Origin of the sequence: Crossiella sp. CA198 (genome assembly GCF_052078295.1) — a bacterium.
In the GTDB taxonomy this organism is placed as follows: Bacteria; Actinomycetota; Actinomycetes; order Mycobacteriales; family Pseudonocardiaceae; genus Crossiella.
Map to the genome: position 1 here is coordinate 85471 of NZ_JBQJIM010000017.1, position 14027 is coordinate 99497.

Sequence of the window (14027 nt, forward strand, 5' to 3'; positions counted from 1 at the left end):
CCCAGAGTCCGGATGTCGGGTCGTGCTTAGCCGCTGGCCGATCGGCTGGTCAAGACCTCGGACGACCCTCGGCATCCCAGGTCTCGTAGGCTTGGCCGCGTGCTCGTGCTCGCCCTGGACACCGCCACCCCCGCCATCACCGCGGGGGTGCTCGCGCTGACCGGCTCCGGTCCGCGGCTGCTCGCCGAGCAGGTGACCGTCGACCCGAGGGCCGCCGGTGAGCTGCTCACCCCGCAGATCCACCAGGCCGCCGAGGCCGCCGGGATCGCGCTGAGCGAGCTGTCCGCGATCGTCACCGGGGTCGGGCCCGGCCCGTTCACCAGCCTGCGGGCCGGCATGGTCACCGCGGCCGCGTTCGGGCACGCCCTGGACAAGCCGGTGCACCCGGTGAGCACCCTGGACGCGATCGCCGCCGGGGCGCGGGCCGAGGCCGGACTGCTCGTGGTCACCGACGCCCGCCGCCGCGAGCTGTACTTCTCCGCCTACGACGCCGACGGCCGCAACGTCACCGGCCCCCGGGTGGAACGGCCCGACGTGATCGCCGAACTGCTCGCCGGGGAACTGGCCGGACTGGGCATCACCCAGGTCGCCGGGCATGTCGCCGCCCAGCACGCGGACCTGTTCGGGCTCAAGCCACTGGACGCGGACTACCCCACCCCGCTCGGACTGCTCCGCGCCGCCGAGTCCGCGCTCGGCGGTGCACCAGCCCCGCTGATCCCGCTCTACCTGCGCCGCCCCGACGCGGTGGAACCCGCCGCGCGCAAGCGGGTGAGCCCGGCATGACAGTCCACATTGGACCGTTGCGCAAGCGGGACCTCAAGCGCTGCGCGGAAATGGAGGCGGAGCTGTTCGCCGGGGACGACCCCTGGTCGGCAGCCGCCTTCGCCGCCGAACTCGACGGCGGGCACCACTACGTCGGCGCCTACGCCGGGGATGAGCTGATCGGCTACGCGGGCATCGCGCTGCTGGTCGGCCCGCCGCAGGCCGAGGCGGAGGTGCACACCATCGCGGTGCACCCGGACTGGCAGGGCAACGGCATCGGCAAGGCGTTGTTACTGGATCTGCTGGCGCACGTGGCGCAGGTCGGCGCCACCGTGTTCCTGGAGGTGCGCACCGACAACGAGCCGGCCATCGCACTGTATGAGCGGCAGGGCTTCGAGAAGCTCGGCGTGCGCAGGCGCTACTACCAGCCCTCCGGCGCGGACGCCTTCACCATGCGGCGGCTGGCCCCCGCCGAGACCGCGGGGAGGACCGCATGATCGTGCTCGGCATCGAGACCTCCTGCGACGAGACCGGCGTCGGCATCGTCCGCCGGAGTCCGGACGGTCACCTCGAACTGCTGGCCGACGAGGTCGCCTCCAGTGTCGAGGAGCACGCCCGTTTCGGCGGCGTGGTGCCCGAGATCGCCAGCCGCGCGCACCTGCAGGCCATGGTGCCGACCATGCGCAGGGCCCTGGACACCGCGAAGCTGTCACTGTCCGATGTGGACGCCATCGCGGTCACCGCAGGGCCGGGCCTGGCCGGGGCGCTGATGGTGGGCGTGTCCGCGGCCAAGGCCTACGCCAGCGCGGCGGGCAAACCGCTCTACGGCGTCAACCACCTGGCCGGGCACGTGGCCGCGGACACCCTGGACCACGGTCCGCTGCCCAGCTCCTGCCTGGCCCTGCTGGTCTCCGGCGGGCACAGCCAGCTGCTGCTGGTGGACGACCTGGTCCGCAAGATCACCGAGATCGGCTCCACCATCGACGACGCCGCGGGCGAGGCCTACGACAAGGTGGCCCGGCTGCTCGACCTGCCCTACCCGGGCGGTCCGCCCATCGACAAGCTGGCCAGGACCGGCAACCCCAAGGCCATCGACTTCCCGCGCGGGCTCACCGGCCCCAGGGATGCCAGGCACGGGTTCTCCTTCTCCGGCCTCAAGACCTCGGTCGCCCGCTGGGTGGAGAAGCGCGAGCGCGCGGGCGAGCCGGTGCCGGTGGCCGATGTCGCGGCCAGCTTCCAGGAGGCGGTCGCCGACGTGCTCACCATGAAGGCGGTGCGCGCGGCCAAGGAACTGGGCGTGGGCACGCTGGTGATCTCCGGCGGCGTCGCGGCCAACTCCCGCCTTGGCGAACTGGCCCGCGAACGCTGTGCCGCCGCGGGCATCGAACTGCGGGTGCCCCGGCCCCGGCTGTGCACCGACAACGGCGCGATGATCGCCGCGCTCGGCGCGCACGTGGTGGCCGCGGGCGCGGACCCGTCGCCGCTGACGCTGTCCGCCGATCCGTCGCTGCCGCTGGTCTACGGCTCCTGAGCCGACTTGCCTGAGCCGTACCGCCTGGCCGCCTCCTGCTGCTGGGCGAGGCGGCGCAGCGCGGCGAAGAGCGCGTCGCCGAGCACGGTGCCCACCACCGCGGTCTCCACCACCGCCTCCGGGCTGGCCAGCCCGTCCAGCTGGTCCAGATCGGCCTTGGCCACGTCCTCGGCCAGCTCGACGTAGCGCTCCAGCTTGTCCAGCAACCGCTCGTGGCCGAGTTCGCGGAAGGTGTTCAGCAACCCGGCCGCGGTGCGCCCGGCCGGATCGGCCGGATCGATCACCCAGCCCCGGTCGGCGGCGGCCACCCGCAGCCGCTCGTAAGCCCAGTCCGCGTCCTCGGTGGCCGGGTGGGTCAGGCCGTACTGGGTCACCGCCAGGGTGTCGAACAGCCCGGCGCGGTTGTCCAGCGAGTCGACCACCCGGCGCACCTCGGCCACCGAGAAACCACCGGTCTCCATCAGCGCCCGGACCAGCTTGAGCCGCCGCACATGGTCGGCGGAGTAGCGGGCCTGGTTCGGGCTGGTCCGCTCACCCGGCGGCAGCAGCTGTTCGCGCAGGTAGAACTTGATCGTCCCGACCGGGACGCCCGATTCGGCGCTCAGCTCCGCCATCCGCATGCCGGTCAACCTACTTGTCACCGCCATATGGATAGCGTAGCTTTCCAAAACGGAAAGTAGGACTTTCCATTTGGAGGGGATATGACCGACTGGCATCGCCCGTTACTGATCTGCTCGGCCGCGATGGCGGTGCTGGCGCTGGTCTGCCTGGCCGGACTGGCCCTGGACGAGCGGACCGTGCTCGGCGCGCCGCTGTGGCTCAAACCGTTCAAGTTCGCGGTGTCCAACGCGCTCTACGGGGTGACCTGGGCCTGGCTGGCCTCGCTGCTGGGCAGGGGTGCGCAGCGCTGGTGCCTGCTGGCCGCGGTGATCATGATCTTCGACTTCGCGATCATCCTCGGCCAGGCGCTGCGCGGGCGGCCCAGCCACTTCAACCTGGCCACCCCGCTGGACACCGCGCTCTACCTGGCCATGGGGATCGCGGTGGTGGTGCTCTGGCTGGGCACGGCCGCGCTGACCCTGCGGGTGCTGCGCACGCCGATCGCCGACGCCGCGCGGCGCTGGGCCCTGCGGCTGGGCACCGGCATCTCCCTGCTCGGCCTGGCCATGGGCGGCCTGATGGTGCTGCCCACGGCGGGCCAGCGGGTGCCGGGCCCGGTGATCGGCGCGCACAGCGTCGGCGCCCCCGACAGCGATCCAGGACTGGCGCTGACCGGCTGGAGCAGCACCGGCGGCGACCTGCGCGTCCCGCACTTCCTCGGCATGCACGCGCTGCAGGCGCTGCCGCTGTTCCTGTTGCTGCTCACCGCACTGCGCCTGCCCGCGCTGCTGCGGGCCCGGCTGGTGATCATCGCCGGGGCCGGTTACCTCGGCCTGCTCGCCCTGGTGACCTGGCAGGCCCTGCGCGGCCAGCCACTGCTGCGCCCGGACACGCTGACCCTGACCGCGCTGGCGGTGCTGGCACTCGGCCTGCTCGCCGCGGCGGTCACGGCCGCAGCGACCAGCCGTCGAGCACCTCGGCCAGCAGCCAGTTCCCGCCCAGCGCCAGCGCACCCAGCGCCACCAGCCCGAACACGGTGACCCAGAGGATCCCGGGCAGGCCGGTGAGCCGGGCGAGCTGGTCCGCGTCGGAGTCCCTGGCCCGGCCGCGCCGCCGCTTGCGTTGCAGTTCCGGCACCGGCCGCACCCCGCCGATGAGCAGGAACCAGGTCACCAGGTAGGCGAACCCGGCCTGCACCGCACTGTCCGCCAGCACCGAGACCGCCACCAGCGCACCGCCGGTGACCAGCAGCAACAGTGCGCCGTAGACATTGCGGATCATGATCAGCACCAGCAGCAGCAACGCGGTGCACACCCACAGCAGCAGCGTGATCATGCCCGCGCCGAGCAGCGCGGCCAGGCCAAGCCCGAGCAGGGACGGCGCGATGTACCCGGCAAGGACGGTGAGGATCATGCCGAGGCCGGTCGGCCTGCCCCGGGAGGTGGTCACCCCCGAGGTGTCCGAGTGCAGCCGGATGCCACTCAACCGCCGTCCGACCAGCACCGCGATCAGCCCGTGCCCGGCCTCGTGCACGATCGTCACCACGTTGCGCGCCAGCAGCCACGGCCCGTTGGCCAGCACCACGATCAGCGCCACCAGCGCCGTCACCAGTACGACCCACTGCGGCGGCGCCGGTTGCACGCTGATCAGCCGTTCCCAGAAGTCCACGCCCCCACTGCTACCAGACAGCAGGTGGGGCCAGCGTCGGACAGGCTCGCCAGTTCCGTACAATCGCCGTACACTGATGGCGGGAGGTGACTGAGATGACGATCAAGGAAGCGCGGGTCGAGTTCCGGCTTGATGCCGAGAGCAAGGCTCGTATTGAGCGTGCGGCCATGCTGAACAGGGAATCCGTGAGCGCGTTCGTCGTGGATGCGGCCACTGCCGCGGCTGATCGAGTCTTGGCAAGGGCAGACGTGACCATGATGCCCGCCGAGCAGTTCGATGAGCTTTTCGCGTCTCTCGAAACAGCTGACGAAGCGCCTGCGCTGGCCCACTTGGGGAAGCGTGGCCGGAGGTATGTGCGCAAGTGACCGACTGGATCTCGGAATCGCTCGCCGAACACCATTCGCTTTCGCGGTTTGACTGTGGTGTTCCCGAGTTGAACGACTGGCTGACGGGGCAGGCGCTGCGCGCGACTGGCTCAGGCACTGCCAGAACGTATGTGTGGGTACCGTCGGGGAGTGATCGGGTAGTCGCGTACTACGCGATCACTCCCCACCAGGTGAGCCGGGACGAGGTGTCCAGGGGGATGTCGGGGGGCGTGGGTGTCATTCCGGCGTACCTGCTGGCCAAGCTGGCTCTTGATCAGGAGCTGCATGGTCAGGGGCTAGGTGGCGAACTCCTGCACGACGCCCTTGACCGGATTCTCGCGGCCGCCGACCTTGCCTCGGGTCGTCTCGTCGTGGTGGACGCGATTGACGATCAAGCAGCCAAGTTCTACCGGAAATACGACTTCCAGCCCGTCAGGGACAACCCAAGGCGACTGGTTGTCAAGATCAGCACCCTTCGGCAGGCATTTGGGCGCTGAGCCCTGCGAAGTGTCTTGATGGCTGGCGGTGGTGACGGGTCATGCGCGGTGCAGTCCCGGCTGCCGGTCCTGGACCACGAAGCTGGCCGCGGTCTCCGCCGGGGCGTCCGGCCTGGTCACATACGGCAGGGTCCGGTAGTCCGCGCGCAGCTCACCCGCGGTGAACTTGGTCCGCACATAGCCGCGCCGGTTCTTGTGGAACTTCACGTGCGGGTTCTCCGCGAGCACCGCCGCGTTCGGATCGTCGTTGCCGTCCCGGCCGCTGGTGATCGAGGTGGTGACCAGCTCCACGCCCACCGTCTTCGAGGCCGGATCCCCGTAGGCGGCCTTGATGTCGGCCGCCCAGTGCCGGTGCACGTCGCCGGTGAGCACCACCGCGTTGCGGGTCTGGCCGAGCCCGGCGGCGATCCTGTCCCGGTTGACCTTGTACCCGTCCCAGGCGTCCATGTTGAAGCCCTCTGGGGTGCCGGGGGTGAGGTCGATCTGGGCGAAGAAGACCTGCTGGCCCAGCACGTTCCAGCGGGCCCTGGACCGGCGCAGGCCGTCCAGCAGCCAGCGCTCCTGGTCCGCGCCGGTGATCGAGCGGGTCGGGTCCAGCCTGGCCTCGCAGCCCGCCTTCACCCCGTCGCCGCAAGCCTGATCGCTGCGGTACTGGCGGGTGTCGAGCAGGTGGAAGTCGACCAGCCCGCCCCAGCGGATCCGCCGGTAGAGCTGGAGGTCGATGCCGTTGGGCTTCGAGGTCCGGCGCAGCGGCATGTTCTCGTAGTAGGCCTGGAACGCGGCCGCGCGGCGGGCCAGGAAGTCCGGGTCGGGCTGCTCGGGGACCTCGTCGGCCCAGTTGTTCTCGGTCTCATGGTCGTCCCAGACGACCGCCCAGGGTGCGGTGGCGTGCGCGAGCTGGAGGTCCGGGTCGGTCTTGTACTGGGCGTGCCGCAGCCGGTAGTCGGCCAGGGTGCGGGTTTCCGGGCCGAGCACCTTGCGCACCTCGTTGGCCCCGGCGGCGTACTCGTACTGGTAGTCGCCCAGGTGCAGGATCAGGTCGGGGTGGTCCTCGGCCAGGCGGCGGTAGGCGGTGAAGTAGCCCTGGCCGTAGTGCGAGCAGGAGGCGAAGCACATGGTCAGCTCCGAGCGCAGCACCTCCGGACCGGGCGCGGTGCGGGTCCGGCCGGCCGGGGAGATCTCGCCGCCGGTGCGGAAGCGGTACCAGTACTCCCGGCCCGCGCGCAGGCCGCCGACCTCCACGTGCACGGTGTGCCCGGACTCCGGCCGGGCGTGCGCCACCCCGCGCCGGGCGATCCGGCGGAACCGCTCGTCCTCGGCCACCTCCCAGTGCACCGGGACCACCCGGTCCGGCATACCGCCCAGCCCGTCCTCGTTGAGCGGGGACACCGCCAGCCGGGTCCACAGCACCACGCCGTCGGGGGTCGGGTCGCCCGAGGCGATGCCCAGGGTGAACGGGTCGATCAGCTTGCGGGCAGGGGCGGCGACGGCGGGCAGCGCGGTGGTCAAAGCCAGGGTTGCGGCACCGCCGAGCAGGGCCGTGCGTCGATTCACTCGCATGGTGGGAACCTCCTTCGGAGACCTGCTTGTCAGGGTCGACCCGTGAAGCAGGGGGAACCCTCTGATCCCATGCCCGCGCCGATGACATCCGCCAGCCACGATCGGTAGCCACATCGGCACGGCGAGGTTAATTTCCGGCAACTCCGGGCCTACGGTTGAGCCATGAGCTGGCTGGATGACCGGCTGCGCCGGGCAGAGCGCGACGGGGCCACCGCCATGCAGTGGAACGAGCTGGGCATGGCGCTGGCCGACCAGAAGCGCTGGCCCGCCGCGGAGGACTGCTTCCGCCGGGCCATCGCCGCCGGTGGCGAGCACGCCCACTACAACCTCGGCAACGTGCTGCGCCAGCGCTACCTGCCCGGCCGCGACCGGGACCTGCTGCGCGCGGCCGTGCACAGCTACCGCAAGGCCGTGGTGGCCGGCTGCCTGGAGGCGCACCAGGCGCTGGGCATGGCGCTGATCGAACTGGGTCAGTACACCGAGGAGGCCCGCGAGCAGCTCGCCGTGGCCGCCCGGCTCGGCGACAAGTGGGCGGTGATGGGCCAGGCCCAGCTCGCCGAGGCCGACGGCGAACCCGGCGAGCAGGAACGGCTGCTGCGCGAGCTGCTCACCGACGAGGACCCGGTGCTGGCCGACTGCGCCCGCGCCGAACTGGGCATCGTGCTGCGCTTCGACACCCGCGCCGCCGAGGCCGAGACCCTGCTCGCCGAGGGCGCCGCCCGTGGCCAGCGGCACTCCGCCTACCAGTACGCGCTGCTGCTGGACGAGGACTGGCACGCCGCGGACCGGGCCGAGCCCGCCTTCCGCCGGGCCATCGACCTGGGTGAACGCCAGGCCCTGCTCAAGCTCGGCCGCCTGCTCCGCCGCAACCACCGGGCCAGGGACGCGGTCGCGATCTTCACCGAGGCCGCCACGGCCGGGCTGTCCGAGGCCTACGCCCAGCTCGCCCGCGCCCACCGCGACCTGGGCGAACGCCGGGAGATGTTCGCCGCCCTCGACCTGGGCATGGGCCTGGGCGACGCGGAGACCTTCTTCGAGGCGGCCGAGATCGCCGAGCTGGACGACCGGCGCACCGAGGCCGAGCAGATCCTGTGGCGGGCGATGGCCGAGCTGACCCACCCCGGCGACCTGGCCATGGCCCGGGTGCAGCTGGCCGACCAGCTCATCGACACCGGCCGCGAGCCAGCCGGGGTGGAACTGCTGCGCGCGGGCATCGCCGCAGGGGAGAGCGAGGCGGTCAACTCCCTCGGCAACTACTACAGCGAGCACCTCGGCGACTCCGCCGCGGCCGAGGAGATCTACCGCACGGCCATCGCCTGCGGGGACGACCTGGCCCGGTACAACCTGGCGCACCTGCTCTGGGCCGACGGCAGGCTGGCCGAGGCCGAGACCGAACTGCTGGGTCTGGTCACGGCGGGTGAGCCGGGTGCGTATCGTGACCTCGCGGAACTCGCCACGGCCAGGGGGCTGGCAGCCGAGGCGGAGAGATACCGCTCACTCATTCCCAGGGGTCGTCGTTGAGCGTTGGCACTCTCAGGGGTAGAGTGCCAATCGAACGGCGCTTCACCGCCCCGGCACCCGCGACGACGGGATGGTAGGAGCCGTAACTCAACTACCTGCCAACGCTTTCGAAGACCTACGGAGGTCAAACCGGTGAGCGTGAACATCAAGCCGCTCGAGGACAAGATCCTCGTCCAGGCGAGCGAGGCCGAGACGACGACCGCGTCCGGCATCGTCATCCCGGACACCGCCAAGGAGAAGCCCCAGGAGGGCTCCGTCCTGGCCGTTGGGCCGGGTCGCGTGGACGACAAGGGCAACCGCGTCCCGGTGGACGTGGAGGTCGGTGATGTCGTCATCTACTCCAAGTACGGTGGCACCGAGGTCAAGTACAACGGCGAGGAGTACCTGATCCTCTCCGCCCGCGACGTGCTGGCCGTCATCCAGAAGTGACGACCTGCTGCTGAGCATGTGATCCGCCCCGGCGGCCCCTTCCGGGGTCACGGGGCGGTTCTACGTGCAGGGCACGAGAAGGAGATGGGAAGAAGATGGCTAAGCACATCAGCTTCGACGAGCAGGCTCGCCGGGCGCTCGAGCGCGGGGTGAACCAGCTGGCCGACGCGGTCAAGGTCACCCTTGGCCCGCGTGGCCGGCACGTCGTGCTGGACAAGAAGTTCGGTGGGCCCACCGTCACCAACGACGGCGTGACCATCGCGCGTGAGATCGACCTGCCGGACGCGTTCGAGAACCTGGGCGCGCAGCTGGCCAAGACCGTCGCCACCAAGACCAACGACGTGGCAGGCGACGGCACCACCACCGCCACCGTGCTCGCCCAGGCCATGGTCCGGGTGGGTCTGCGCAACGTGGCCGCCGGCGCGAACCCGGCCTCGCTGGGCCGCGGCATCCAGGCAGCCTCCGACGCCGTGGTGGAGGCGCTCAAGGCGCGCGCCACCCCGGTCAAGGGTCGCGACAACATCGCCCAGGTCGGCACCGTCGCCTCCCGCGACGAGTCCATCGGCGCGCTGCTCGGTGAGGCCATCGAGCGGGTCGGCGAGGACGGTGTGATCACCGTCGAGGAGTCCTCCAGCCTGCTCACCGAGCTTGAGGTCACCGAGGGGGTGCAGTTCGACAAGGGCTACATCTCCGCCTACTTCGCCACCGACGCGGAGGCGCAGGAGGCTGTGCTGGAGGACGCCTTCGTCCTGCTGCACCGCGACAAGATCTCCGCGCTGGCCGATCTGCTGCCGGTGCTGGAGAAGACCGTCGAGGCCGGCAAGCCGCTGCTGATCGTGGCCGAGGACGTCGAGGGCGAGGCGCTGTCCACCCTGGTGGTCAACTCCCTGCGCAAGACGCTGCGGGTCACCGCGGTCAAGGCGCCGTACTTCGGCGACCGCCGCAAGGCGTTCCTGGACGACCTCGCCGCCGTCACCGGTGGTCAGGTCGTGGCCCCCGAGGTCGGCCTGAAGCTGTCCGAGGTCGGTCTCGAGGTGCTCGGCAAGGTGCGCCGGGTCGTGGTCACCAAGGACACCACCACCATCGTCGACGGTGGTGGCGAGAAGGCTGACCTCGAGGCGCGGGTCGAGCAGATCCGCCGCGAGATCGAGGCCTCCGACTCCGACTGGGACCGCGAGAAGCTCGAAGAGCGGCTGGCCAAGCTGGCCGGTGGCGTCGCGGTGATCAAGGTCGGCGCGGCCACCGAGACCGAGCTGAAGGAGCGCAAGCACCGCATCGAGGACGCGGTCGCCGCCACCAAGGCCGCGGTCGAGGAGGGCATCGTGCCCGGCGGCGGTTCCGCCCTGGTGCACGCGGCCAAGGAGCTGGCAGGCAACCTCGGCCTGACCGGCGACGAGGCCACCGGTGTGGCCATCGTGCGTGAGGCGCTGAACGCGCCGCTGTACTGGATCGCGGCCAACGGCGGGATGGAAGGCTCCGTCGTGGTGAACAAGGTCCAGGAAGGCGAGTGGGGCCAGGGCTTCAACGCGGCCACCCTCACCTACGGCGACCTGCTCGCCGCCGGTGTGGTCGACCCGGTCAAGGTCACCCGCTCCGCGGTGGCCAACGCCGCCTCCATCGCCCGGATGGTGCTCACCACCGAGGCGTCCGTGGTGGAGAAGAGGGACGACGAGCCCGCCGGTGGCCACGGCCACGGTCACGGGCACGGCCACTGACCTTCACGGGGTAACGAAGCACGGCTGACAAACGACAAGGGCGGCACCTCCCGGATCCGGGGGTGTCGCCCTAAGTCGTCAAGAGGGGTTGAGCGGTGGCTGCGCTGGTTGTGGCGGCGGACTTCGGCGGTATCAGGCCGAAGCTGGGGTCAGGGCCAGCTTGCGCCGGCGGTTGCTGATGATCGACTCTCGTTCGGCCTCCGACATGCCGCCCCAGATGCCGTACGGCTCCTGGACGGCGAGGGCGTGCCGACGACACTGGGCGAGCACTGGGCACGCCTCGCACACCGCTTTTGCCTTGGCCTCGCGCCGTGCCCTTGCTGGTCCCCGCTCACCGTCGGGGTGGAAGAAGAACGCACTGTCCATACCGCGGCAGGAGCCGCGCAACTGCCAGTCCCACAGGTCCGCGTTCGGGCCGGGGAGTCGCCGGGTGTCAGCCATCGCGACCACCTTCTTGCCGGAGTTGATGTGTCGTCGTGCCGTGGGGTGCCCGGATCTAACCTTGATCAACCGTAGAACCGCGCCAATACTTGTTCAATCGCTCGGCTCGTCAGACCTAGTTCAACGCCGGGTGATCAAAACGGCATGTCAACGGCCTGCGCCACCTGACTCAGGTTGCCGACCGGGTGACCCCGACCTGAAACTGAACACGTGACGAGATCGACAGGTCCGGGTATACCCCGGCCGACGCGGCAAAATGCCACGTCGCCCGACCTCGTCCCGAGAACTGGCGACGAGGAGTCCTCCCTCCGGCTGACCGTGGCCGCGATGGCCGCCCGGCTCGGCGTGGCCCCGGCCACCCTGCGCACCTGGGACCGCCGCTACGGCCTCGGCCCCGGCGGGCACACCACCGGACGGCACCGCCGCTACGGCCCGGCCGACATCGCCCGGCTGGAGCGGATGCACCGCGCGCTGCTGCGCGGGGCCGCCCCGGCCGAGGCCGCCCGCTACGCCCGCAGCACCGCCGAGGACACCGAGCCACCCGCCGAGCCGCCGCGGAGTTCGGCGCACCGGATCGGCCGCGGCCTGCGGCTGCCGGGAGCGAGTCGCCGGGCCAGGGGGCTGGGCCGGGCGCTGCTGGCCATGGACGCCGCCGCCGCGCAGGAGGTGCTGGCCGAGGCGATCGCCGAGGACGGGGTGACTCGCACCTGGGAGCTGCTGGCCGGGCCGGTGCTGGCGGCGCTGGCCGAGCGCGGGCTGCCGCCGGTGAGCCACCTGGCCGGGCAGTGCGTGCGGGCCGCGCTGGCCGCCGCCGAGGTGGGCGCCCCGCTGCCGGCCACCGACAACCCGGTGCTGCTGTTCTGCGCCGACCCCGGCGCGCTGCCGCCGCGGGTGCTGGCCGCCGCGCTGGCCCAGCGCGGCATCCCGCACACGGTGCTGCTGGCCGCCTTCCCGGCCGAGGCGCTGGCCGCGCTGGTGCGCAGGCTGTCCCCGGCCGCGATCCTGCTCTGGGCAGGCTGCCCTGAGCAGGCCGAACCCCGTTTCTTCCACCGGACCAGGGGCCGGGTCCCGCTGTTCGCGGCCGGGCCGGGCTGGGCCGAGATCGAGCTGCCGCCGCAGGTGCGCCGGGTGGGCGGCCCGGGTGACGCGGTGCAACGACTGGCAGCATCGCTGGGGTGAACCTGGACCGGGTGCGGGCGGCCGCCTTCGGCGACCGCCCGGCCGACAACGTCTTCGCCGAGGCCGCGGCCGGGGGCTGGGCCGCCTGGTACGCCGCGGTCGCCCTCGGCGGTCAGGGCCACTACGCCGCCGCGCTGACCACCCTCACCCGGCTGGGACAGGGCCGGGACCCGGTGCTGGCCGCGGCCGCCTGGACCGCGCTGGCCTCGCACCGCCGCCAGCTCGGCGCGCACACCGCGGCCGCGGGCCACGACGGGGAGGCGCTGCGCAGGCTGGCCCACGCGGGGCTCTACCCGCTCACCCCGGACACGATCGCGCCGTCCGCACCCGAGCCGCTGCGCTCGGTGGTCGTGGACGTCCTGCTCGGTCTGGCGGCCGACGCGATCGGCCGCGGCAGGCTGAGCGCGGCGGCCCGGCTGCACGGCGAAGCGGTTTCGACTCTCGGAAGTGACCCCGGCTGGCGGCCACGGGTCCGGATCGGGTGGGTGGCGGCCGAGATCGCCCTCGCCCAAGGGGCGCCGCACCAGGCCCTACCAGCGAGTAAACGCGCATGTGAGCTAGCTCACACCGCGTCTTCGGTGCGGCATCAAACCAAGTCAGAGCTGGTCCAGGGCGTGACGCAGCAGGTCCTCGGGTTACCCACCGGAGTGGATTTTCTACGCAGGGTGATCAAAAACGGGGGTCGGCACGGCCTGCTGCCGCTCGTCTGGCCCTCTGCGTTACTGCTCTCGGAGGCAGAACCCGATCGGGTCGGATATCACCGGAATGGCGCTCGCGAGGCTCTGACCACGGTGTTAGGCCGGACTGACGCGTCCGGACGGCGGTTGGCCGCCCGATCAGCGTGGTTACCCTCGTGGTTGCTCCGTTCTAGTGAACCGGGGGATGCGGCCAGCCGGATGAATTTCTTGACGGATTAAGCACCAGATCGTGTCAAGGTTCCGCCGTCAGCGTCCGATAGGGGAGTTGGAACGTCACTCAGCTGTAGGAAGGAGTCCCCGGTGACGACGGTCTTGATCTGTGATGACCGGCGAAGCGTCCGGGAGGGTCTCACTCGCGTGATGTCGGCCGTCCCTGGGGTCAGCCGCATCGACTGTGTCGGTCACGGCGACGAGCTGCTCGCGCGCTTCTCCCGGCAGGCGGTCGACGTCGTCCTGGTGGGAACCCAGCGCGCGGTGCCGACCGGGGTGGAGGCCACTCGGCGTCTCGTCTCGGCGCACCCGCAGGCCAACGTGATCGTGTTCGGCGCTCCGGACGACGCGGGCAGCATCGCCGCGGCCATCGCCGGCGGCGCCCGCGGCTACCTGCGCTGGGACGCCTCGCGGCCTGAACTCGTCGCCGCGCTGGCGCACACCCTGGCGAGCACCTCGGTGCCCGCTCCCCGGCAGCCCTCCGACCCCGGCGTTCAGCTCACCGAGCGTGAACTCCAGGTGCTGCGGGGCATGAGCCAGGGCAAGAGCAACGGACAGATCGGTCGCGAGCTGTACCTGTCCGAGGACACGGTGAAGACGCACGCGCGGCGGCTGTTCCGCAAGCTCGGCGTCCGGGACCGCGCTCAGGCGGTCGCGCACGGTTTCCGCCGCGGTCTGGTCTCCTGACCGCTGCGGCCACATACTCGCTGACGAAGCAGGTAGCTCGGCGTCTCGCCGGGCTACCTGCTGCCATGCCGGGGTGTGTTCGGCGGTCCGCCGCCGGGCGCGCCCCGTGACCCATTCGCGCGAGGCCAGACCCCCTGGGCGCTGGTCTCGCTTTCCCCACGGTC

Annotated in this window: 16 protein-coding genes; 12 read left to right on the forward strand and 4 right to left on the reverse strand. The window is 71.4% G+C overall.

The window, feature by feature from the left end:
• Window positions 1-99: 99 nt before the first annotated feature.
• Genes tsaB through tsaD form a run of 3 tightly spaced genes read left to right on the forward strand, consistent with a single transcriptional unit; the run spans window position 100 to window position 2293 of the window.
• Complete coding sequence (gene tsaB, locus ACTOWY_RS27530) at window positions 100-783, forward strand: tRNA (adenosine(37)-N6)-threonylcarbamoyltransferase complex dimerization subunit type 1 TsaB (RefSeq protein WP_441312520.1); 684 nt, start codon at window positions 100-102, stop codon at window positions 781-783.
• Complete coding sequence (gene rimI / locus ACTOWY_RS27535) at window positions 780-1259, forward strand: ribosomal protein S18-alanine N-acetyltransferase (RefSeq protein ID WP_441312521.1); 480 nt, start codon at window positions 780-782, stop codon at window positions 1257-1259. The genes tsaB and rimI overlap by 4 nt, the downstream gene beginning before the upstream one ends.
• Entirely contained in the window at window positions 1256-2293 is a 1038-nt protein-coding gene (tsaD, locus tag ACTOWY_RS27540; RefSeq protein ID WP_441312522.1) for a tRNA (adenosine(37)-N6)-threonylcarbamoyltransferase complex transferase subunit TsaD, read from the forward strand. Before rimI ends, tsaD begins: the two co-directional genes overlap by 4 nt.
• Here the strand turns inward: tsaD and ACTOWY_RS27545 are convergent.
• The gene (locus ACTOWY_RS27545; RefSeq protein ID WP_441312523.1) at window positions 2281-2934 is read right to left on the reverse strand and encodes a MerR family transcriptional regulator; all 654 of its coding nucleotides are present in this window, start codon (window positions 2932-2934) and stop codon (window positions 2281-2283) included. The genes tsaD and ACTOWY_RS27545 overlap by 13 nt on opposite strands.
• 60 nt (window positions 2935-2994) lie before the next feature.
• Between ACTOWY_RS27545 and ACTOWY_RS27550 the strand changes: the two genes are divergently transcribed.
• Window positions 2995-3933 (forward strand): hypothetical protein, encoded by a 939-nt coding sequence (locus ACTOWY_RS27550; protein ID WP_441312524.1) that lies wholly within the window; start codon window positions 2995-2997, stop codon window positions 3931-3933.
• On the opposite strand, the gene ACTOWY_RS27555 is transcribed toward ACTOWY_RS27550, so the two are convergent.
• On the reverse strand, window positions 3839-4561 hold the full coding sequence (locus ACTOWY_RS27555; RefSeq protein WP_441312525.1) for a M50 family metallopeptidase: 723 nt from the start codon (window positions 4559-4561) through the stop codon (window positions 3839-3841). The genes ACTOWY_RS27550 and ACTOWY_RS27555 overlap by 95 nt on opposite strands.
• Before the next feature lie 95 nt (window positions 4562-4656).
• Between ACTOWY_RS27555 and ACTOWY_RS27560 the strand changes: the two genes are divergently transcribed.
• Together ACTOWY_RS27560 and ACTOWY_RS27565 are read left to right on the forward strand one after the other, a co-directional pair.
• Complete coding sequence (locus ACTOWY_RS27560) at window positions 4657-4926, forward strand: type II toxin -antitoxin system TacA 1-like antitoxin (RefSeq protein WP_441312526.1); 270 nt, start codon at window positions 4657-4659, stop codon at window positions 4924-4926.
• The gene (locus tag ACTOWY_RS27565; protein WP_441312527.1) at window positions 4923-5423 is read left to right on the forward strand and encodes a GNAT family N-acetyltransferase; all 501 of its coding nucleotides are present in this window, start codon (window positions 4923-4925) and stop codon (window positions 5421-5423) included. The genes ACTOWY_RS27560 and ACTOWY_RS27565 overlap by 4 nt, the downstream gene beginning before the upstream one ends.
• Before the next feature lie 39 nt (window positions 5424-5462).
• On the opposite strand, the gene ACTOWY_RS27570 is transcribed toward ACTOWY_RS27565, so the two are convergent.
• Window positions 5463-6983, reverse strand: coding sequence for an alkaline phosphatase D family protein (locus ACTOWY_RS27570; protein ID WP_441312528.1), 1521 nt, complete (start codon window positions 6981-6983; stop codon window positions 5463-5465).
• 162 nt (window positions 6984-7145) lie between these two features.
• On the opposite strand from ACTOWY_RS27570, the gene ACTOWY_RS27575 reads away from it, so the two are divergent.
• From ACTOWY_RS27575 to groL, 3 genes are all read left to right on the forward strand, one after another.
• Window positions 7146-8504, forward strand: coding sequence for a tetratricopeptide repeat protein (locus ACTOWY_RS27575; RefSeq protein ID WP_441312529.1), 1359 nt, complete (start codon window positions 7146-7148; stop codon window positions 8502-8504).
• A gap of 132 nt (window positions 8505-8636) precedes the next feature.
• On the forward strand, window positions 8637-8933 hold the full coding sequence (groES, locus tag ACTOWY_RS27580) for a co-chaperone GroES (protein ID WP_247755615.1): 297 nt from the start codon (window positions 8637-8639) through the stop codon (window positions 8931-8933).
• Between the two features lie 95 nt (window positions 8934-9028).
• A complete protein-coding gene (gene groL / locus ACTOWY_RS27585; protein WP_441312530.1) occupies window positions 9029-10648 on the forward strand; it encodes a chaperonin GroEL in 1620 nt (539 codons plus the stop codon).
• A 132-nt stretch (window positions 10649-10780) separates the two neighbouring features.
• Here groL and ACTOWY_RS27590 read toward each other — a convergent pair whose 3' ends face one another.
• Complete coding sequence (locus tag ACTOWY_RS27590) at window positions 10781-11089, reverse strand: WhiB family transcriptional regulator (protein ID WP_185000300.1); 309 nt, start codon at window positions 11087-11089, stop codon at window positions 10781-10783.
• 327 nt (window positions 11090-11416) lie between these two features.
• Between ACTOWY_RS27590 and ACTOWY_RS27595 the strand changes: the two genes are divergently transcribed.
• From ACTOWY_RS27595 to ACTOWY_RS27605, 3 genes are all read left to right on the forward strand, one after another.
• On the forward strand, window positions 11417-12268 hold the full coding sequence (locus ACTOWY_RS27595; RefSeq protein WP_441312531.1) for a MerR family transcriptional regulator: 852 nt from the start codon (window positions 11417-11419) through the stop codon (window positions 12266-12268).
• Window positions 12265-13185 carry a hypothetical protein gene (locus ACTOWY_RS27600; protein ID WP_441312532.1) on the forward strand — a complete coding sequence of 307 codons (921 nt, stop codon included), beginning with the start codon at window positions 12265-12267 and terminating at the stop codon, window positions 13183-13185. Before ACTOWY_RS27595 ends, ACTOWY_RS27600 begins: the two co-directional genes overlap by 4 nt.
• A gap of 81 nt (window positions 13186-13266) precedes the next feature.
• The gene (locus ACTOWY_RS27605; protein WP_086781717.1) at window positions 13267-13863 is read left to right on the forward strand and encodes a response regulator transcription factor; all 597 of its coding nucleotides are present in this window, start codon (window positions 13267-13269) and stop codon (window positions 13861-13863) included.
• Window positions 13864-14027 lie beyond the last annotated feature (164 nt).